General features: G+C 72.2%; 16 protein-coding genes and 1 riboswitch. Of the genes, 5 read left to right on the plus strand and 11 right to left on the minus strand.

Features of this window, described 5'->3' with window-relative positions; all coding sequences use genetic code 11:
- Nucleotides 1-94: 94 nt before the first annotated feature.
- Nucleotides 95-445, plus strand: coding sequence for a hypothetical protein (locus ACULK2_RS05910; RefSeq protein WP_445970323.1), 351 nt, complete (start codon nucleotides 95-97; stop codon nucleotides 443-445).
- A gap of 10 nt (nucleotides 446-455) precedes the next feature.
- Here ACULK2_RS05910 and ACULK2_RS05915 read toward each other — a convergent pair whose 3' ends face one another.
- Complete coding sequence (locus ACULK2_RS05915) at nucleotides 456-881, minus strand: four-helix bundle copper-binding protein (protein ID WP_445970324.1); 426 nt, start codon at nucleotides 879-881, stop codon at nucleotides 456-458.
- Between the two features lie 205 nt (nucleotides 882-1,086).
- Nucleotides 1,087-2,586: an MFS transporter gene (locus ACULK2_RS05920; protein ID WP_445970325.1), complete on the minus strand. Its 1,500-nt coding sequence runs from the start codon at nucleotides 2,584-2,586 to the stop codon at nucleotides 1,087-1,089.
- A gap of 333 nt (nucleotides 2,587-2,919) precedes the next feature.
- On the opposite strand from ACULK2_RS05920, the gene ACULK2_RS05925 reads away from it, so the two are divergent.
- On the plus strand, nucleotides 2,920-5,643 hold the full coding sequence (locus ACULK2_RS05925; protein WP_501044973.1) for an AMP-binding protein: 2,724 nt from the start codon (nucleotides 2,920-2,922) through the stop codon (nucleotides 5,641-5,643).
- A gap of 15 nt (nucleotides 5,644-5,658) precedes the next feature.
- Here the strand turns inward: ACULK2_RS05925 and ribH are convergent, their stop codons facing one another.
- The 6 genes from ribH to ACULK2_RS05955 all read right to left on the minus strand — a co-directional run bounded on the left by ribH (nucleotide 5,659) and on the right by ACULK2_RS05955 (nucleotide 11,979).
- Nucleotides 5,659-6,129: a 6,7-dimethyl-8-ribityllumazine synthase gene (gene ribH, locus ACULK2_RS05930; RefSeq protein WP_445970327.1), complete on the minus strand. Its 471-nt coding sequence runs from the start codon at nucleotides 6,127-6,129 to the stop codon at nucleotides 5,659-5,661.
- The gene (gene ribA, locus ACULK2_RS05935; RefSeq protein WP_445970328.1) at nucleotides 6,126-7,427 is read right to left on the minus strand and encodes a GTP cyclohydrolase II; all 1,302 of its coding nucleotides are present in this window, start codon (nucleotides 7,425-7,427) and stop codon (nucleotides 6,126-6,128) included. Before ribA ends, ribH begins: the two co-directional genes overlap by 4 nt.
- Complete coding sequence (locus ACULK2_RS05940; protein WP_445970329.1) at nucleotides 7,424-8,125, minus strand: riboflavin synthase; 702 nt, start codon at nucleotides 8,123-8,125, stop codon at nucleotides 7,424-7,426. Before ACULK2_RS05940 ends, ribA begins: the two co-directional genes overlap by 4 nt.
- 5 nt (nucleotides 8,126-8,130) lie before the next feature.
- Nucleotides 8,131-9,195 carry a bifunctional diaminohydroxyphosphoribosylaminopyrimidine deaminase/5-amino-6-(5-phosphoribosylamino)uracil reductase RibD gene (gene ribD / locus ACULK2_RS05945; protein ID WP_445970330.1) on the minus strand — a complete coding sequence of 355 codons (1,065 nt, stop codon included), beginning with the start codon at nucleotides 9,193-9,195 and terminating at the stop codon, nucleotides 8,131-8,133.
- A 76-nt stretch (nucleotides 9,196-9,271) separates the two neighbouring features.
- Nucleotides 9,272-9,417, minus strand: a riboswitch (FMN riboswitch).
- A gap of 135 nt (nucleotides 9,418-9,552) precedes the next feature.
- Nucleotides 9,553-10,860, minus strand: a complete 1,308-nt coding sequence (locus ACULK2_RS05950; RefSeq protein WP_445970331.1) for a hypothetical protein — start codon at nucleotides 10,858-10,860, stop codon at nucleotides 9,553-9,555.
- Between the two features lie 93 nt (nucleotides 10,861-10,953).
- The gene (locus ACULK2_RS05955) at nucleotides 10,954-11,979 is read right to left on the minus strand and encodes a sugar-binding transcriptional regulator (RefSeq protein WP_445970334.1); all 1,026 of its coding nucleotides are present in this window, start codon (nucleotides 11,977-11,979) and stop codon (nucleotides 10,954-10,956) included.
- 121 nt (nucleotides 11,980-12,100) lie between these two features.
- Between ACULK2_RS05955 and ACULK2_RS05960 the strand changes: the two genes are divergently transcribed.
- From ACULK2_RS05960 to glpK, 3 genes are all read left to right on the plus strand, one after another.
- Nucleotides 12,101-13,849 (plus strand): glycerol-3-phosphate dehydrogenase/oxidase, encoded by a 1,749-nt coding sequence (locus ACULK2_RS05960; protein WP_445970332.1) that lies wholly within the window; start codon nucleotides 12,101-12,103, stop codon nucleotides 13,847-13,849.
- A gap of 239 nt (nucleotides 13,850-14,088) precedes the next feature.
- On the plus strand, nucleotides 14,089-14,814 hold the full coding sequence (locus ACULK2_RS05965) for an aquaporin (RefSeq protein WP_501044990.1): 726 nt from the start codon (nucleotides 14,089-14,091) through the stop codon (nucleotides 14,812-14,814).
- 60 nt (nucleotides 14,815-14,874) lie between these two features.
- Nucleotides 14,875-16,389: a glycerol kinase GlpK gene (gene glpK, locus ACULK2_RS05970; protein ID WP_501044974.1), complete on the plus strand. Its 1,515-nt coding sequence runs from the start codon at nucleotides 14,875-14,877 to the stop codon at nucleotides 16,387-16,389.
- Between the two features lie 65 nt (nucleotides 16,390-16,454).
- On the opposite strand, the gene ACULK2_RS05975 is transcribed toward glpK, so the two are convergent.
- Genes ACULK2_RS05975 through ACULK2_RS05985 form a run of 3 tightly spaced genes read right to left on the minus strand, consistent with a single transcriptional unit; the run spans nucleotide 16,455 to nucleotide 19,140 of the window.
- Nucleotides 16,455-17,273: an HAD family hydrolase gene (locus tag ACULK2_RS05975; RefSeq protein WP_445969439.1), complete on the minus strand. Its 819-nt coding sequence runs from the start codon at nucleotides 17,271-17,273 to the stop codon at nucleotides 16,455-16,457.
- Nucleotides 17,270-18,280: a tryptophan--tRNA ligase gene (trpS, locus tag ACULK2_RS05980; protein ID WP_445969438.1), complete on the minus strand. Its 1,011-nt coding sequence runs from the start codon at nucleotides 18,278-18,280 to the stop codon at nucleotides 17,270-17,272. The genes ACULK2_RS05975 and trpS overlap by 4 nt, the downstream gene beginning before the upstream one ends.
- Before the next feature lie 23 nt (nucleotides 18,281-18,303).
- Complete coding sequence (locus ACULK2_RS05985) at nucleotides 18,304-19,140, minus strand: exodeoxyribonuclease III (RefSeq protein ID WP_445969437.1); 837 nt, start codon at nucleotides 19,138-19,140, stop codon at nucleotides 18,304-18,306.
- Between the last annotated feature and the right edge of the window lie 2 nt (nucleotides 19,141-19,142).

Raw genomic sequence — 19,142 nt, forward strand, 5'->3', positions numbered from 1 at the left:
CACGGACTGTTGCCGCGTGTGACGGTGCCCGGCGACATCCGCTCGGCCCGGGCGTATCGTCGCCTGCACCGATCGACCACCGAGGAGCCACGCCATGTCGCCGCACAACCCGCACGCCGCCGCCGAGTCCCGCACGGGCCTCGCGATGGGCATGCGCGGCTGCGTCGAGGGCGAGGCGTGCGCGAGCGACCGGCCAGGTCACGGCCTGCACCCCATGCAGGACCGGCTCTCGCGGATCGCCGCGAGCCGCTGGGTCGACGCCGTGGTGTCGGCGGCGGGGGCCGACGGGTTCGTCGAACTCCTCGACCTCGACGGCGACGTGCACCGGGTCTGGCACCACGGCGCGCTGCGCGGCGAGATCGCGGTCGGCGACCCGGTGGCGCTGCACCCCGTCTACGGCGTGCTCGCGCGCGGTGACGAGCGGTTCAGCGTCGCCGCCGTCTGAGCTGCGGTCGTCAGCTCGCGGGCATCATCCCCTTCATCGCGCCCATCATCTTCTCCATGGCCATCACGGCCTGGTCGCAGGCCATGGCGCACATGCGGCAGTGCTCGCTCATCTCGGCGTGCATCATGCACTCGGCCGAGCAGGCGCGGCACATCGTGACGCAGGCCTCCATCATCGACATCATGACCTGCGTGTCGTAGCCGGTGGTGCGGAGCATCATCCGCATCATCGTGTCGCAGACGTCGGCGCAGTTCGAGCACATCGCGGCGCAGCGCCCCATGCCCTCGCCCGCATCGGCGTCGGCGCACATGACGCACGCCTGCATACAGGCGGACAGGGCCTCGATCGCATCCTGCATCATCGACATGTCCATGTCCTTCATGGGCATGTCCGACGCCGACATCGCACCCTTCATCATGTCCATCATCATGTTCATCCCGCACCTCGCCGTCCCAGGGGGCCGGGTGTCGGTGCTGCCGGCATTGGGACCCGGCCGACCCTGTCGAGCCGAATGCTACGCCGCGCCCACCCCGCCGAGAAGGGGGTCGTGCCGACCGTCATGAGCATGCAACAGGGCGGATGCCGCGGGCCCGTCGAGCCCGTGGCATCCGCCCTGATCGGTCGGTGCGCGACGCGCGTCGCTAGAGCGACGCGGCCTCGACCTCGCCCTCGGCGAGCCGGCCCTCTGCCGGAACGCCGGCCGCCTCGTAGTCGACGTCCTTGGTCTCCTTCGAGACGAGGAGCGAGACGAGCGTGAGCACGCCCATCGCGGAGAGGTAGATCCCGACCGGCCACGGCTCGCCTCCCGCGGCGGCCCAGAGGGCGACCGCGATGAGCGGGGCGACGGCGGCGCCGAGGATCGACGCGACGTTGTACGCGATCGCCGAGCCCGTGTAGCGGACGTTCGTCGGGAACAGTTCGGGCAGCAACGCGCCCATCGGGCCGAACGTCGCGCCCATGAGCATGAACCCGAACACGAGGAAGGCCTGCGTGAGTGCGCCGGTGAACTTCGGGTCGAGCTGCGGCAGCAGGAACAGGTTGAACGTGAGGCCGAACACGATGATGGCCGAGGTGACCCAGATGAGCAGGCGCCGGCGGCCGATGGCGTCGGCGATCGGACCGGACAGGAGCGTGAAGACGCCGAAGAACACGACGCCGATGATCTGCATGGTCACGAAGTCCGCGTAGCCGAAGCCGAGGCCGGGGTAGAACTGCGCGGCGAACGCGCTCGCGTCGAAGTCGGTTCCGGATGCCTCGGCGGCGGCCTGCGCGGCGGCGCTCGCGGTCTCGAGGTCGGCCGCCTTCGTGCCGTACGAGAGCGTGAAGTTCGTCATCAGGTAGAAGAGCACGTAGGTCGCGAGCATGAAGAACGTGCCGAGGACGAGCTCTCGCCAGTTGTGCCGGAACACCGTGCCGAGCGGCAGCTTGCGGATCGCGCCCTTCGCGCTGGCCTTCGTGAACGCGCTCGACTCGACGAGTCGGAGGCGCACCCAGAGGCCGACGATCACCATGACGGCCGAGAAGAGGAACGGCACGCGCCATCCCCACTCGAAGAACCACTCGCGCGACGGCGCGGCGAGGTTGATCCCGAGGAAGAGGCCGTTGGCGATGATGAAGCCGAGCGGCGCGCCGAGCTGCGGGAACGTGCCGTACCAGGCGCGCTTGCCGGCCGGGGCGTTCTCGGTCGCGACGAGCGCGGCGCCCGACCACTCGCCGCCGAGCGCGAAGCCCTGGGCGAGCCGGAGGACGAGCAGCAGCAGCGCCGCGAACCATCCGATCTGCTCGTAGGTGGGCAGCAGGCCGATGAGGAAGGTCGCGATGCCCATGACGAGGAGCGACGCGACGAGCGTGGCCTTGCGGCCGTGCTTGTCGCCGAAGTGGCCGAACACGATCGCGCCGATCGGCCGGGCGATCATCGCGGCGCCGAAGACGCCGAACGATGCGAGGAGCGCGGTGGTCTGGTCGCCCGTCGGGAAGAAGAGGATCGGGAACACGAGGACGGCGGCCGTCGCGTACGCGTAGAAGTCGTAGAACTCGATCGTGGTGCCGACGAGGCTGGCGAGGATGACGCGGCCGCGCGAGTTCACCGGTGCGGCGGGGGTCGTGGCCGAGGCGTCGACGGGGGAGTGGGTTGCGGTCATTGCGGTACGGGAGCTTCCGATCGATGGAGTGCGAGACCCTCGCGGGGCGCGTCGATCGGGCGCCGCACCGCGGGCGTCGATGGATCCGCTGCTTGTGGCAACCTCGACACCCTACGGGCGCGCGCAGCGGCGTCGCGAACCGGATGCGACGAACGGCGGCGCAGATGCGACGAGCGGTGGTCGCGTCCGCCCGACGACCTCGTCGAGCGGAGGTCGCGACGCGCGCGTCACGGAGCGTCGCGGATTTCGAGTGCCTCTCGTCGTCGAGTAAGGTAAGCCTCACCTTCACCGACCCGGCGGAAGCCGAATCCAGGAACCGGACATCCCATGCCCATGCTGCTGACCAGGACCGAGCCCTCGCTCGACCTGCTCGGCGGCGACCCGTCGGCGCCGGCGCTCGTGACGCCCGCCTCGATCGTGGACTACCGGGAGCTCCGGGACCGGATCGAGGATCGCCGCAGCGCACTCGGCGAGGGCCGCCGACTGGTCTTCCTCGCGGGTGCGAACACCGTCGACGCCGTCGTGACCTACCTCGCCGCACTCGTCGCCGGGCACCCGGTGCTGTTGCTCCCCGCGGGCATCGACGGCGCTGCGCTCGACGCCCTCGCCGGCCGGTACGCCCCCGACATCGTCGTGCGCGCCGACGGCTCCGGGTTCGAGCTGACGGATGTCTCCGCGGGCGCGCCGCACGCCCTGCATCCCGAGCTCGCGCTGCTCGCGAGCACCTCCGGATCGACCGGTTCGCCGAAGCTCGTGCGGCTGTCGCGCACGAACGTGACCGCGAACGCGCGGAGCATCGCCGAGTACCTCGGGCTCACGCCCGACGATCGCGCCGCGACGACACTGCCCCTCGGCTACTGCTACGGGCTCTCGGTGGTGAACAGCCACCTCGTGGCGGGGGCCAGCCTGCTCCTCACTGACCGGTCGGTCGTCGAGCCGGCGTTCTGGGGCGACTTCGCATCGCTCGGCGCGACGTCGTTCGCGGGCGTCCCGTTCACCTTCGAGCTCCTCGAGACGACCGACTTCGCCGAGCGCGACCTGCCCGACCTCCGGTACGTGACGCAGGCCGGCGGCCGCCTGGCGCCCGAGCGGGTCCGCGCACTCGCGCAGCTCGGCAGCGCCCGCGGGTTCGACCTCTTCGTGATGTACGGCCAGACCGAGGCGACGGCGCGCATGGCCTACCTGCCGCCCGCGCTCGCCGAGTCGGCCGCGGGTGCGATCGGCGTGCCGATCCCCGGCGGGTCGTTCCGCATCGACGACTCCGTCGGCGGCGCCGCGCCCGGCGAGGGCGAGCTCGTCTACTCGGGCCCGAACGTGATGATGGGCTACGCCGAGACCCCGGCCGACCTCGCGCGCGGACCCGAGCTCGTCGAACTGCGCACCGGCGACCTCGCCCGACGGCGTGCCGACGGGCTCATGGAGATCACCGGACGGCTCAGCCGGTTCGTGAAGAGCTACGGGCTGCGGCTCGACCTCGACCGGATCGAGCGGCTGCTCGCCGACGACGGCCTCGAGGCGCGCGCGGTCGCGCACGGCGAGCGGCTCGTCGTGTTCGCGACGCACGATCGGTTCGCCGATGCCGCGCGCGCGTCCGTCGCGCGGCACGCGGGCCTGCCGGCCCATGCCTTCGACGTGCACGCGATCGCCCAGTTCCCCCGCACCGCGAACGGCAAGCCCGACCACGCGGCGCTGCGCGCGCATGCGGCTCTGCTTGCGGCGACGGATGCCGCGGGCGCGCGCTCGGCGACGGGTGCGGCCGGCACGGACGCATCCGGCTCCTCCGACGTCGACGCCGACGCGTCGGTTCGCTCCGCCGCATCCGTCGACGCCCTTCGCGACCTGTACGCCGGACTCCTCGGCCGGCCCGACGCGACGGCGGACGACAGCTTCGCCTCGCTCGACGGAGACTCGCTGAACTACGTCGAGCTCGCGCTGCGCCTCGAGGAGCGGATCGGCGCCCTCCCGGCCGACTGGCCGAGCCGGAGCATCCGGGCGCTGAGCGCGGCTGCCACCCTGCCCGGTGCGGTACCCGAGTCCCCGGCGCCCGTGGCGCCGACGACCGCCACGCCGGGCCCGGACCCGGCGGAGGTCGCGTCGCGCCCGCGACGCCGCATCGCCCGACTCGAGACGTCGGTCGTCCTGCGTGCGGTCGCGATCGTGCTCATCGTCGCCACGCACGCCGATGTCGTGCAGCTGAAGGGCGGGGCGCATCTCCTGCTGGCGGTCGCGGGGTTCAACCTCGCGCGCTTCCGCCTGACCGGTCCCGCGACGACGGTGGCCGGACGGCCCGAGCGATCCGACCGGCGGCGCCGCGTCCGGGGCCTGCTCCGCAGCGCGACCCTGATCGCCGTTCCCGCCGTGCTGTGGATCGGCGGCGTCGCGCTCATCGCCCGCACCTACGACCCCGCGACCGTGCTGCTGTCGAACTGGCTCGTCCCCGGCGCCACGGCGTGGACCGAGCAGTGGCAGTTCTGGTTCCTCGAGGCGCTCGTCTGGTCGATCGTGGGCCTCGCCACCCTCTTCGCGATCCCGGGCGTCCTGCGTGTCGAGCGGCGCTTCCCGTACGCCTTCGCGCTGGTCGTGCTCGGCATCGCCCTCGCGGTGCGCTACGTCGTGTCCGGCGGCATCGCTCCGTCGTCGCCCCTGCGCTACGCGCTGCCGGCCATCGTGTGGCTCGTCGCGCTCGGGTGGGTCGTCGCCCGGTCCACCACACTGCCGCGGCGGCTGGCCGCGAGCGCGATCGTGCTCGTGACCGTGCCGGGCTTCTTCGGCGATCCGGTCCGGGAGTGGATCGTGATCGCCGGGCTCGCCCTGCTGACCTGGGCGACGAGCCTGCCGGTCCCGGCGTTCCTCGCGGGAACGCTCGGCACCGTGGCATCCGCCTCGATGTTCGTCTACCTCACCCACTGGCAGGTGTACCCGCCCATCGAGGAGGTTTCGCCGCCCCTCGCGATCGTCGCGTCGTTCGCCGTGGGCCTCGCCGCATGGTGGGCCTGGGGTCGGGCGACCGGATGGTTCGGCGCCCGCCGACGCCGAGGCTCGCGCCCGGCGGCGTGAGCGGGATGGCCGGGCTCAGCCGCGCAGCGCTCGCAGGATGTTCGCGGTCGCGATCGCGGCCTCGGCCGCCTCGCGGCCCTTATCCTCCTTCGAGCCCGGCAGGCCGGCCCGGTCGAGGCCCTGCTGCTCGTCGTCGAGGGTCAGCACGCCGAAGCCGACTGGCTTGCCCGTGTCGAGCGCGACGCGCGTGAGCCCGTCGGTCGCGGCCGACGAGACGTACTCGAAGTGCGGGGTGCCGCCGCGGATGATGACGCCGAGCGCCACGACCGCGTCGGCGCCCGCCTCGAGGGCGGCCTTCGACGCCACGGGCAGCTCGAAGCTGCCCGGCACGCGGACGAGCTCGTACGACGCGCCCGCCGACTCGAGCGTGCGCGTCGCGCCGGCGATGAGCCCGTCGGTGATCTCGTCGTGCCAGCTGCCCGCGACGATGACGACCGTGAGGCCTTCGCCGTCGACGTCGAGATCGGGTGATCCTGCTCCGCTCATGATGCGTGTCCCTTCAGGAGTTCGTCCGCAGCCTCGATCAGCTGCTGGTCGTCGATGGAGTGCCCCATGCGGGTGCGCTTGGTCTCGAGGTAGCCCGCGTTGACCGAACCGACGCCGACCACGAGCGGGAGGCGGTCCGCGATGCGGATGCCGTGGGCCTCGAGCTGGTGCACCTTCTCGGGGTTGTTGGTGAGCAACCGCACCCGGTCGACGCCGAGGTCGTCGAGGATGGCGCTCGCCGCCGAGTAGTCGCGCGCGTCGATCGGCAGGCCGAGTGCGAGGTTCGCGTCGAGCGTGTCGAGGCCGCCCTCCTGGAGGCGGTAGGCGCGGAGCTTGTTGATGAGGCCGATGCCGCGTCCCTCGTGTCCGCGGAGGTACACCACGACGCCGCCGTGCTCGGCGATCGTCGAGAGCGCGGTGTCGAGCTGCGGCCCGCACTCGCACTTCAGCGAACCGATCGCCTCGCCGGTCAGGCACTCCGAGTGCACGCGCGCGATCGCGCCGGCGGGGTCGGACGCGGGGTCGCCGGCGATGATCGCGAGGTGGTCGGCGCCGGTGTTGCGGTCGCGGTAGGCGCGGACGCGGAAGGTGCCGTGCATGGTCGGCAGGTTCGTCTCGACCTCGAACTGCACCCGCGGCGACTCGTCGATCGGCGCGGGCGTCTCGCCTGCCGCGAGATCCTGCCCGCCGTGCTGCTCGCGGAGCCAGTCGATGAGCGCCGCGACGGTCGTCACCGGCAGCCCCTCCCGTTCGCCGAGCTCGATGAGCCCTGGCAGGCGCATCATCTCGCCGTCATCGGCGACGAGCTCGCCGATGACGCCGACCGGTGAGAGCCCGGCGAGGCGCATGAGGTCGACCGCGGCCTCGGTGTGGCCCGCGCGCTCGCGCACGCCGCCGTCCACCGCGCGGAGCGGCAGGATGTGCCCGGGGCGGATCAGGCGGTCGGGCGTCGACTCGGGGTCGGCGAGCACGCGCAGCGTGTGCGCGCGATCCGACGCCGAGATGCCCGTCGAGGTGCGGTCGGAGGCGTCCACCGAGATCGTGTACGCCGTGCCGCGCGCGTCCTCGTTGCGCTCGACCATGAGCGGGAGCCCGAGCCGATCGGCGAACGCGTTCGGCATGGGCGCGCAGAGGTAGCCGCTCGTGTTGCGCACCATCCACGCGATCCATTCGCGCGTCGCGAACTCGGCGGCCATGATGGCGTCGCCCTCGTTCTCGCGGGCCTCGTCGTCGGCGACGATGACGGGCTTGCCCGCGCGCAGCGCGTCGAGCACGTCGGGGATCGTGGCGAGGCTCATCGGCCGCCTCCGATCGTGGAGGAGGCGGGCTCGTCGGCGCGCACCTCGAAGCCCGGACCGCTCGGCTCGGCGAGCGACGAGGGCAGGGCGTGGTGCGCGTCGAGGCGCAGCATCCGCTGCACGTGACGCGCGAGCACGTCGGTCTCCAGGTTGACCCGGTCGCCCGGCTCGAGCGCGCCGAGCGTCGTCGCGGCGAGCGTCTCGGGGATGAGCGACACCTCGAACCACGACCCCGCGGGTTCGTCGCCGAGCCCACTCACGGTGAGCGAGACGCCGTCGACCGCGATCGAGCCCTTGTCGACCACGAGGGCGGCGAGGCCCGCCGGGAGCGAGAACCGCACGACGCGCCAGGCGTCTCCCGGTACGATCTCGAGCACCTCGGCGGTGCCGTCGACGTGCCCCTGCACGATGTGGCCGCCGAGGCGGTCGCCGACGAGCGCCGCGCGCTCGAGGTTGACCCGTCGCCCGGCCTCGACCGTGTCGAGCGTCGACATCGCCAGGGTCTGCGCCATGACGTCGGCCGTGAACGACTCGGCGTCGGCGTCGACGACGGTGAGGCACACGCCCGAGACCGCGATCGAGTCGCCGTGGCGGACGCCCTCGACGACCTTCGGTCCTCGGACGGTCACGCGCATGACGTCGGCGGCGGGCTCGACGCGCGTCACTTCGCCGAGCTCCTCGATGATTCCGGTGAACATGTCAGTCAGTCCCTCTCTCGGGTGATGGACTCCCGGTGCCCGGCCGTACGGGGCCGCGCGACGACGAGGAGGTCCTCGCCGAGTCGCACCAGGTCGGTGATGTGGAAGCGTCGGGTGTCGGCGATCGTCGCGACGCCGATGTCGCCGATCGCCGTGCGCGGGCCGCCGATGACGGCGGGCGCGAGGTAGACGAGGAGGTCGTCGGCCAGTCCGGCCGCGAGGAACGCGCTCGCGAGCGTCGGACCTCCCTCGACGAACAGCGAGCGGATGCCGCGGCGCTGGAGTTCCTCGAGGTCGTCGGCGAGCGCGGTGCCGGCCAGCACGACGGGCTCGAGCGGATGGCGCAGGACCGCCGCGTCGGCGGGGATCGCGCGCCGGCCGAACACCACCGGGACGGGCTGGTCGTCGAGCAATGCGCCGTCGTCGTCGCGCGCGGTGAGCGCCGGGTCGTCGGCGAGCACGGTGCCCGTGCCGACCGCGATCGCGTCCGCGGTCGCCCGGCGGCGGTGCACGTCGGCCCGCGCCTCGGCGCCGGTGATCCAGCGGCTCGTCCCATCGGCGGCGGCCACTCGTCCGTCGAGACTCGAGGCCCATTTCAGCGTGACACGGGGGCGCCGCTCGCGGGTGGCGAAGAGCCAGTCCTCGAGGAACGCCTCGACCTCGTCGGCGAGCACGCCGCCGGCGACCTCGACGCCCGCGTCGCGCAGCGTGCGGGCTCCGCCCGCGGAATGGCGACCCGGATCGTCGACCGCGTAGACCACGCGCGCGACCTCGGCGTCGAGGAGCGCCTGCGCGCATGGGCCGGTGCGGCCGACGTGGTTGCACGGCTCGAGCGTGACGACGGCCGTGGCGCCGCGCGCGGCGCCGGGGGCGAGCTTCGACAGCGCGTCGACCTCGGCGTGCGCGGTGCCCGCGCCGCGGTGCCATCCCTCGGCGAGCACGTCGCCGTCGGGGGAGAGGATGACGCAGCCGACCCGGGGGTTCACGCCCCGCGCCGGACCGCGCTCCGCGAGCTCCAGCGCCCGACGCATCGTCGCGGCATCCGTCGCCGCTCGCGTGGCCGTGGTCATCGCCTGTCGCCTGCCTTCCAGGCTCCGGGGCGCCCGGGCAACGCCGGACCGGTCGACGACGCGCATGGCGTCGCCGACACGTGCTGCCTCCCATCCGGACTTTCACCGTCGGTCCCGGAGTTCCACCGGATCAACCGCCCGCGCGCGACCGGATGGTCACGCGCTCGCGGCTCGCGGACTTTCACCGCCGGTTCGGACTTGCACCGACCCCGGAGCACGTTACGTGTTCGATTCTAGGTCAACGCCCCGATGCGGCAGGTATTCCCGGGCTCGCCGCCGCGACGGGCGGTGCGAAGGTCGGGTCCGCCGGCGGTCCTCGCCGGATCGGCGCTCGCTCGGCGCCGGGACGGAGGATGCTCAGCGGCAGGCGCTCGCCGCCGCGATCTGGGCGTCGGTCGGTCGACCGTACGCCTCGATGCCCGCGCCGGGCAGGTCGTAGCCCATACCGATGGCCCACGCCGTCGCCCAGACCTCGTGGTCGCCGCCGAACTCGGCCCCCGTGAAGATCGTCGCGCAGGCCTCGCGCATGACCTGCACGTGCCCGACCTCGTGCACGACGACGGCCTTCGCGTTCTCGTCCCACGACCACGCGTCCTCGATGCTGTGCGTCAGGGAGATGAGCCCCCAGCCCTCGCCGTCTCCGTCCTCGAAGAATTCCGCCGTGCCCGAGTAGTACCCGTCGCTGGCGTAGCCGCCGACCTCGTAGGCCCACTCGACGTCGAACGGGACGCCGAACGCGACCGACCGGGCGAAGTCCTCGATCTCGGCCCGCACCGGGAACTCGACGCGCTCCGCCTCCTCGGCCGCGTGCGACGCGCGCAGCTCGTCGACCGCGGCGGCGAGATCGGCGTACCGGGTGGTGTCGCCCGACGAGACGCCGGGGGAGTGCCGCAGCGCCGCGACGGCGTCCTCGACGGCGACGCGCGACGCGACGGTCGCTGAGGGGTTCTCCTCGATCGCGGCCGCGGTGCGCGCCTCGGCGCCCGCCACGATGGCCTCGGTCGCGTCGGCGATCGCGAGGCTGCCCTCGGCGACGCGATCGCGGGCCGCCTCGTACCGGGCGGACGCCGCCTCGCGCGAGGGGATGAGGCCGATCATCTCCACCACGTCGGCGTACCGTTCCCATGCGGGCGCGAACGTCGAGGGCGCGTCGAGCTCGGCGATGCCCGGGCTCGCCGGGCGATCGGCGATGGCCTCGCCCGCCGCGGAGATGCTCGCCTCCAGGTTCGCGCGATCCTCGTCCGCGACGAGCTCGCCCACGGCGATCGCGACGAGGGCGTCGCCGCGGTCGATCGCGCTCTGCGCGCGCTCGGCGGTCTCCCGGTAGTCGGCGGCGGCCTCGTCGTAGGCGGTGTCGGCGGCGACCCAGGCGGGCCACACCTCGGCGTGGACCACGGTCGCCACGACCTGGTGGCCGACCGCCCAGGCCGCGACGACGCCGGCGACGACGGCCGCGGCGGCGACGCCGCCCATGCGCCGGTCGCGCCGCGGCGCCCGCGGCTCCGGCGGGACCATGACGAACTCGACTGGCTGCTCGGCCAGCGTCGTTCGGTCGGCACCCGCGGGGAAGCCGCCGAACCCGACGCCGCCGGGCGCGGTTCCGTCCGGCGCGGTCTGCTCCGGCGCGTCCGCTCCAGTGACGGTCGGCTGGTCGGCGTCGTGCATCAGGTCCTCTCGCGCGCGCCCGCGCGAGTGGGCGCGAGGGCCAACCTACCGCGACGAGCGCGCGGACGGGGTCACGATTCCGTCGCGTTGTGCTCAGCCTCCGGTGGAGCGCCCGACGTCGGCGGGACGATCCTCGACCAGACGGCGCGCGGTGCCCTCGTCGACGATGAGGTCGGTGATCAGACCCGCGGCGAGGGCGCCCGTCAGTCCGGGCAGCTTCGCCTGCCCCGAGACGACGCAGATCCGCCGCGGCGCGCGGCGCAGCACCGCGAAGTCGGGCCCCGTCGCCCGCGCATTCAGCTCGATGCCGTCGGTCGTGCCGTCCGCCCGGTAGAAGACCGTCGCGACGTCGCCGACGACGCCGACGCGCGAGAGCGCCTCGTAGTCGGCGCGCTCCAGGTAGCCGCCCTGGTAGACGTGGCTCGGCACCTCGGCGAAGGGGGAGCCGATGCCGAAGATCGCGACGTCCATCGACGCCTGCAGGTCGAGCAGGCGGCGCGTGCTGCGCTCGCGCCAGAACGCCTGCTTGGTCGCGGGATCGTCGAAGAACGCCGGCACCGGGAACTGCTGCACGCGCGCACCGAACGCGTCGCCGAAGCGCCGCAGCAGCTCCGAGGCGTAGAGGATGCCGGTGGTGCGGAGGTTGCCAGCGCCGTTCAGCTGCACGATCTCCGAGTTGTGCGTCGCCTTGGGCGCGAGGTGGCGGCTCATCGCGCTCATCGTGGACCCCCACGCGACGCCGATCGTCTGGTTCGAGTCGATGAACCGGCTGAGAATCCGTGCAGCGGAGAGGGCGACGCGCTCGAGCCGGTCGACGTCGCTCGCGTGGTCCGGCACCGGGACGACGTGCGCCGCGACCTCGTGGCGCTCGAGGATCTCCTGCTCGAGCCGGCTCGGCAGGTCGAGCGGCGAGTGGATCGAGATCTCGACGAGGCCGGTCGCGCGGGCGTGGCTCAACAGGCGCGAGACCGAGGATCGCGAGGTGTGCAGCTCCTTCGCGATGGCGTCCATCGTGAGGTCCTGCAGGTAGTACAGGTGGGCCGCGCGCAGCGCGTCCCTGGTCTTGCCGGTCGGCAGTTCATGCCCTGCGCTCGGCCCCGCGGCATCCGTCACGACCATCGGATCCTCCAACTGCACGTTTGTTCATTCGGCTTGCAAGCATGTTCATCGCTGTCACGATGTATTCATCCACAGCCGGGCAGTCCACGCAACCCGGCGTGACCAGCTCGAAAGGACAGCGATGTCGCGCACCACGTCGCCGACGACGAACCGCCCCATGCCCGCCCCCGGCACCCGTGCCGAGATCGCCGCGCTGCGCGCCCGGCCGACCGCCGAGGTCGTCATCATCGGCGGCGGCATCAACGGCATCGCGACCTTCCGCGATCTCGCGCTGCAGGGCGTCGACGTCGTGCTCGTCGAGCGCGACGACTTCGTCTCGGGCGCCTCCGCCGCCTCGAGCCATATGATCCACGGCGGCATCCGCTACCTCGAGAACGGCGAGTTCCGGCTCGTGCAGGAGTCGGTCCAGGAGCGCAACGGCCTCCTTCGGATCGCGCCGCATTACGTGAAGCCCCTGCGAACGACCGTGCCCATCTTCTCGACCTTCTCCGGCATCCTCTCGGCGCCGCTGCGCTTCCTCACGCACCGGCAGGGCAGGCCCGCCGAGCGCGGTGCCGCTCTCATCAAGGCCGGCCTCACGATCTACGACGCGTTCTCGCGCGACGGCGGCTCGGTGCCCCGCCACCGCTTCCTCGGCGCGAGGAAGTCGCTCGCCGAACTGCCGGAACTGAACCCCGATCTGAAGTACACCGTGACCTACTACGACGCGAGCATGCACGACCCCGAGCGCCTCGCGCTCGACGTGCTCTTCGACGGCCTGGCGGCCGGTCCGCACGCCCGAGCGGCGAACGCGCTCGAGGCCGTCGGGCTCGGCGCCGAGGGCGTCCGCGTCCGCGACGGGCTCACTGGCGAGGAGTTCGACCTCGCCGCCGATGTCGTCGTGAACACGTCCGGCCCCTGGACCGACCTCACCAACGAACAGCTCGGCCGCGACACGCGCTTCATGGGCGGCACCAAGGGCTCGCACATCGTGCTCGAGAACGACGAACTGCTCGCCGCCACCGGCGGGCGCGAGATCTTCTTCGAGCACGAGGACGGCCGCATCGTGCTCATCTACCCGCTCAAGGGGCGCGTCATGGTCGGCACGACCGACCTCGAGCACGACATGCGCGAGCCCGCGATCTGCACCGAGGAGGAGGTCGACTACTTCTTCGACCTCGTCGCGCACGTCTTCCCGGGCATCGCGGTCGACCGCTCGCAGATCGTGTTCCGCTTCTCCGGCGTACGGCCACTGCCGCGTCACGACGACACCCAGCCCGGCTTCGTGAGCCGTGACTACCGCATCGAGCGGGCGGATGTCGCGGAGCGCCCCGGCACGACCCTGCTGAGTCTCGTCGGCGGCAAGTGGACGACGTTCCGCGCCCTGGCCGAGCACCTCTCCGACGAGGTCCTCGGACTCCTCGGCCGCGAGCGCGCCAGGTCGACGAAGGGCCTGCCGATCGGCGGCGGCGCCGGCTTCCCGGTGACCGATGCCGAGCGCCTGGTGTGGATCGTCGGGCACGGCGACGGCGTGGGCCGAGAGCGGGCGGAGGTGCTGCTCGAGCGCTACGGCACGCGCGGCGAGCAGATCATCGAGGCGGTCGAGGATGCGACGGAGACGCCGCTCGCCGACGCGCCCGCCTACTCACGCGAGGAGATCGCCTGGCTCGCGGCCCACGAGCGCGTCGTGCACCTGCTCGACGTCGTGCTCCGCCGCACGAGCCTCGCGTTCACCGGCGCGGTGACCACCGGCCTGCTCGTCGAGCTCGCCGACGTCGTGGGCGAGGTGCTCGGCTGGACGGACGTGCGGCGCCGCGACGAGGTCGAATCGACACGCCGCGTGCTCGCCGAACGCCACGGCGTGACGCTCGAGTCGCCCGTCACGGCGTGAGTCGCGCCCGGGGTCGCGGCGCGGTCGGTCTCGGCTCGCCTCGGCCCGCGGCACGCGAATCTGCACGGATGTGCACGCGGAACGCCCGCTGACCGGCGGATTCCGCGAGTACGTTTCATCGGGGCCGCTCGATCGCGGCCCAGAGCGGCGGTCCGCCCCCGGGCCGCCGGGTCCTACCCAGAAAGGTCAACGTGGACAATCTCGGAGTGCTGTTCCTCTCGGAACTCGTCGGCACCGCCATGCTCGTGCTGCTCGGCTGCGGCGTCGTCGCGAACGTCGCCCTGGCGAAGAACAAGGGCTACAACGGCGGGTTCCTCATGGTCAACATCGGCTGGGGCCTCGCGGTCTTCGCCGGTGTCATCGTCGCCTACGCATCGGGCGCGCACATCAACCCGGCCGTCACGCTCGGACTCGTCGCCAACGGCGCGACCGAGTTCGGCAACCCGGCGTTCGGGACCACCGTGCCCGTCACGATCGTCAGCGTCCTGACGTTCATCGCCGCGCAGCTGATCGGCGCGATCCTCGGCGCGATCATCGTCTGGCTCGGATACAAGCAGCACTTCGACGAGGAGCCGCAGGCGGCGACCAAGCTCGCGGTGTTCTCGACCGGTCCCGCCATCCGCTCGTACGGATGGAACCTCGTGACCGAGATCATCGGCACGTTCGTGCTGGTCTTCGTCGTCATCGGCTTCGGCCGCAACGGCGACGCCTCCGGTCTCGCGGCGCTCGGCGCCCTGCCCGTCGCCCTCCTGGTCATCGGGATCGGCGCCTCCCTGGGTGGCCCGACCGGCTACGCGATCAACCCGGCCCGTGACCTCGGACCTCGCATCGCGCACGCCATCCTCCCGATCGCCGGCAAGGGCGGCAGCGACTGGTCCTACTCCTGGGTCCCGATCGTCGGCCCCATCATCGGCGGCGTGCTCGCCGGATGGGCCGCGCTCGTCGCGCTCCCCGTGCTCGGCTGAGGCCGACGCATCCCGAACCCCCTTCATCCCATCACCCACTGACAGCAACGGAGTTCTCAGATGGCCGACTACATCCTCGCGATCGACCAGGGCACGACCTCGTCACGCGCGATCATCTTCGACAAGGCCGGTTCGATCGTCTCGACCGGGCAGCTCGAGCACGAGCAGATCTTCCCCAAGGCCGGCTGGGTCGAACACGACCCGAAGGAGATCTGGAACAACACCCGCGAGGTGATCGGCCAGGCCCTCGGCAAGGCCGACCTCACCCGCCACGACATCGCCGCGGTCGGCATCACCAACCAGCGCGAGACCGCGGTGGTCTGGGACCGCAACACCGGCGAGCCCGTGTACAACGCGATCGTCTGGCAGGACACCCGGACCCAGCCCATCGTCGACCGCCTCGCGGCCGACGGCGGCGTCGAACGCTTCAAGCAGGACGTCGGTCTCCCGCTCGCGACCTACTTCTCGGGCACCAAGATCGTGTGGATCCTCGAGAACGTCGACGGCGCGCGTGAGAAGGCCGAGGCCGGCGACCTGATGTTCGGCACCACCGACACCTGGGTCCTCTGGAACCTCACCGGCGGGGTCGACGGCGGCGTGCACGCGACGGATGTCACCAATGCGAGCCGCACGATGTTCATGGACCTCGAGTCGCTCTCCTGGCGGGACGACATCCTCGAGGCGTTCGGCGTGCCGCGCTCGATGATGCCCGAGATCCGGTCCTCCTCCGAGGTCTACGGCACGGTGGAATCCTCGAGCCTGCTCCGCGAGGTCCCCGTCGCGGGCATCCTCGGCGACCAGCAGGCCGCGACCTTCGGCCAGGCGGCGTTCGACGCCGGCGAGGCGAAGAACACCTACGGCACGGGCAACTTCCTCATCTTCAACACGGGCGAGGAGATCGTCCACTCGAAGAACGGGCTGCTCACGACCGTCGGCTACAAGCTCGGCGACCAGCCGGTGCACTACGCGCTCGAGGGCTCGATCGCGGTGACCGGATCGCTCGTGCAGTGGCTGCGCGACAACCTCGGGCTCATCTCGTCGGCCCCCGAGGTCGAGGAGCTCGCGAAGACCGTCGAGGACAACGGCGGCGCGTACTTCGTGCCCGCCTTCTCGGGGCTCTTCGCCCCGTACTGGCGTCCGGACGCACGCGGTGCGCTCGTGGGCCTGACCCGCTACGTGAACAAGGGGCACATCGCGCGGGCGGCACTCGAGGCGATCGCGTTCCAGACGCGCGACGTCGTGGAAGCCGTGAACGCCGATGCGGGGATCGACCTCACGGAACTGCGCGTCGACGGCGGCGCGACGGCCAACGACACGCTGCTGCAGTTCCAGGCCGACATCCTCGGCGTGCCCGTCGTCCGCCCGGTCGTCGCCGAGACGACCGCGCTCGGCGCCGCCTACGCGGCAGGCCTCGCGGTCGGCTTCTGGGGCAATCTGGATGACCTTGCTGAGAACTGGCAGGAGGACCGCCGCTGGGAGCCGTCGATGGACGACGCCGAGCAGGCGCGCCTCGTGCGCAACTGGAAGAAGGCCGTCACCAAGACCCTCGACTGGGTCGACGACGACGTCCGCTGAGGCGGGCGGGATGACACGGGCCGGGCGCGCGGGAAGGCGCCCGGCCCGTTTCCGCGCCCGCGGCGCTACTCGACCACCATGCGGCCCGCGAGCAGGGGCGCGAGCTCGGCCAGCGTGCGGATCTCGAGCACGCCCGCCGCTGCGGCATCCGTCGCCTCGGGCTCAGCGGGCCGCTCGCCCGACCGGTTGAGCCACACGCCGACCAGGCCCGCCTCGACCGCGCCGATCGCATCCGTGCGCAGCCGGTCGCCGACGTACGCGGCGCGGGTGACGCCACCGTCGGCCGCGAAGCGCGCCACCGCGACCTCGAAGATGCGGTGGTCGGGCTTGGTCACCCCTTCGGCGCCGGATGCCACGAGGTGCTCGATCCGCCCCGGATGCCCGACCTCGAGCCCGAGCCGCACGAGCTTGGCGAGCTGGAAGTCGGCCTCGCCGTTCGTGATGATGCCGAACCGCACGCCGGGCAGCGCCGACTCGAGCGCCTCGAATGCGGGCATGACGTCGTCGTGCAGGGCCCACGACTCGCGGTAGCGCTCGAAGTAGCGGGCGAACCACGCACCCGCGGCGTCGCCGTCGAGCGCGTCGCCGTGGGCGAGCGCGAACTCGGCCGCGCGGGCCCGCCGCTGCTCCTCGAACGTCAGCTCGCCGGCGAGGTACGCGTGGTAGTGGCGCTCCTCGAGTTCGTGCCAGAGTTCCCGCGCCTCGACCATCGCACCCTCGTCGGCCGGGTACCCGCGTTCGCGGAGGTGCAGCACGATGCCCGCCGCGACGGCCTCCCGGTGCGCCATGAGCGTGTCGTCGAGGTCGAACAGCACGACCGGCCGACCGCCGCGAGGCGCATCGGCGCCGTGCGGCGGTCGGCCGTGCGACTCGGCGGGGGTCACGAGCGGCGCAGGAACCCGACCCGGTCGTACACCGTCGCGAGCGTCCGCTCGGCTCGCTCCGACGCCTTCTCGGCGCCGATCGCCAGCAACCGGTCGAGCTCGGCCGGGTCCTGCATGAGCTCGAGCGTGCGCTCGCGGATCGGTGCGACGCGCTCGACGACCACCTCGGCGAGGTCCTTCTTCAGGTCGCCGTAGCCCCTGCCGTCGTACTCCGCCTCGAGCGCGGGGATCGAGCGCCCCGTCACGGTCGCGTAGATGTCGAGCAGGTTCGCGATGCCGGGCTTCGCCTGCGGGTCGTAGCGGATGTCGCGCTCGGTGTCGGTCACGGCGCTGCGGATGCGCTTGGCGATCACCTTCGGATCGTCCATGAGGTTGATGAGTCCGTTGGGGCTCGCCGCCGACTTCGACATCTTGGCGGTCGGCTCCTGGAGGTCGTAGATGCGGGCCGACTCCTTCGGGATCATCGCCTCCGGCACGACGAACGTGTCGCCGTAGCGCGAGTTGAAACGCCCGGCGAGGTCGCGCGTGAGCTCGAGGTGCTGGCGCTGGTCGTCGCCGACGGGCACGAGGTGCGTCCCGTAGAGGAGGATGTCGGCTGCCATCAGCACCGGGTAGGTGAAGAGCCCGACCGTCGTGGACTCCGAGCCGTAGCGCGCCGACTTGTCCTTGAACTGCGTCATCCGGCCCGCCTCGCCGAAGCCGGTGAGCGTGCCGAGCACCCACGCGAGCTCGGTGTGCGCGGGCACGTGCGACTGCACGAACAGCGTCGAGCGTGCAGGGTCGACCCCAGCGGCGAGGTACTGGGCGGCCGTGCGCCGGGTGGCCTCGCGGAGCGTCGCCGGCTCCTGCTGCACGGTGATCGCGTGGAGGTCGACGACGCAGTAGATCGGGTCGTGGTCGTCCTGCAGCGCGACCCAGTTCACCAGGGCGCCGAGGTAGTTGCCGAGGTGGAGCGAGTCGCCCGACGGCTGCATGCCGGAGAAGACGACGGGGCGTGCGGTGTTCATCGTGGTGTGGGGGTCCTTCGGTCTCAGATGGCGTAGTCGACGACGACGGGAGCGTGGTCGGACCATCGCTCGTCGTAGGCGTCGGCGCGATCGACGGCGTACGAGACCATCGCGTCGGCGAGCGCCGGGGTCGCGAGCTGGTAGTCGATGCGCCATCCGCTGTCGTTGTCGAACGCCTTCCCGCGCCACGACCACCACGTGTAGGGGCCGGGGGCCTCGCCGGCGGAGCGCCGGCCCAGGTCGATCCAGCCGAGGCCGGCGCCGGCGTTGTAGCCCTCCTCGCCCTCGGCGCCCATGAAGCGGTCGAAGTACGCGCGCTCCTCGGGCAGGAACCCGGCGCGCTTCACGTTGCCCTTCCAGTTCTTGATGTCGAGGGTGCGGTGGCCCACGTTCAGGTCGCCGACGACCACGGCCAGCTCGTGCGACGCGAGTTCCGACATCCGCTCGCTCATCGCATCGAGGAAGCGGTACTTGTCGACCTGCTTCGGCGTCTCGGCCTCGCCGGACGGCACGTAGCAGCTGACCACGGTGACGATGCGGTCGTTCACCTCGTAGTCGGCCTCGAGCCAACGCCCGGCCGTGTCGTGGTCGGCGGTGCCGAGCTCGACCCGGTGGATGCGCGCACCCGATCGGCTCGCGATCGCGACGCCCGCGCGGCCCTTCGCGGTCGCGGGGTCGTGCAGGATGCTCCACTCGTCGCCGAGCAGTGCCGCGAGGTCGTCGGTGGACGCGCGCACCTCCTGCATCGCGAGGATGTCGACGTCGCGCGCGGCGAGCCAGTCGCCCATGCCGCGGCGGAACGCCGCCCTGACCCCGTTCACGTTGGCGCTGACGATCCGGAGCGGGGAGGCGGAGGGCATGC

The sequence above is a fragment of the Agromyces molybdatiresistens genome (genome assembly GCF_052748445.2).

Bases quoted from the DNA above. Each gene is read 5' to 3' on its own strand.
- ribH (WP_445970327.1), bottom strand. From the start codon at position 6,129: ATGAGCGGAGCAGGATCACCCGATCTCGACGTCGACGGCGAAGGCCTC.
- ACULK2_RS05955 (WP_445970334.1), bottom strand. From the start codon at position 11,979: ATGGTCGTGACGGATGCCGCGGGGCCGAGCGCAGGGCATGAACTGCCG.
- glpK (WP_501044974.1), top strand. From the start codon at position 14,875: ATGGCCGACTACATCCTCGCGATCGACCAGGGCACGACCTCGTCACGC.
- ACULK2_RS05960 (WP_445970332.1), top strand. From the start codon at position 12,101: ATGTCGCGCACCACGTCGCCGACGACGAACCGCCCCATGCCCGCCCCC.
- ribA (WP_445970328.1), bottom strand. From the start codon at position 7,427: ATGAGCCTCGCCACGATCCCCGACGTGCTCGACGCGCTGCGCGCGGGC.
- ACULK2_RS05925 (WP_501044973.1), top strand. From the start codon at position 2,920: ATGCTGCTGACCAGGACCGAGCCCTCGCTCGACCTGCTCGGCGGCGAC.
- ACULK2_RS05985 (WP_445969437.1), bottom strand. From the start codon at position 19,140: ATGCCCTCCGCCTCCCCGCTCCGGATCGTCAGCGCCAACGTGAACGGG.
- trpS (WP_445969438.1), bottom strand. From the start codon at position 18,280: ATGAACACCGCACGCCCCGTCGTCTTCTCCGGCATGCAGCCGTCGGGC.
- ACULK2_RS05965 (WP_501044990.1), top strand. From the start codon at position 14,089: ATGCTCGTGCTGCTCGGCTGCGGCGTCGTCGCGAACGTCGCCCTGGCG.
- ribD (WP_445970330.1), bottom strand. From the start codon at position 9,195: ATGACCACGGCCACGCGAGCGGCGACGGATGCCGCGACGATGCGTCGG.
- ACULK2_RS05910 (WP_445970323.1), top strand. From the start codon at position 95: ATGTCGCCGCACAACCCGCACGCCGCCGCCGAGTCCCGCACGGGCCTC.
- ACULK2_RS05915 (WP_445970324.1), bottom strand. From the start codon at position 881: ATGAACATGATGATGGACATGATGAAGGGTGCGATGTCGGCGTCGGAC.
- ACULK2_RS05940 (WP_445970329.1), bottom strand. From the start codon at position 8,125: ATGTTCACCGGAATCATCGAGGAGCTCGGCGAAGTGACGCGCGTCGAG.
- ACULK2_RS05950 (WP_445970331.1), bottom strand. From the start codon at position 10,860: ATGCACGACGCCGACCAGCCGACCGTCACTGGAGCGGACGCGCCGGAG.
- ACULK2_RS05920 (WP_445970325.1), bottom strand. From the start codon at position 2,586: ATGACCGCAACCCACTCCCCCGTCGACGCCTCGGCCACGACCCCCGCC.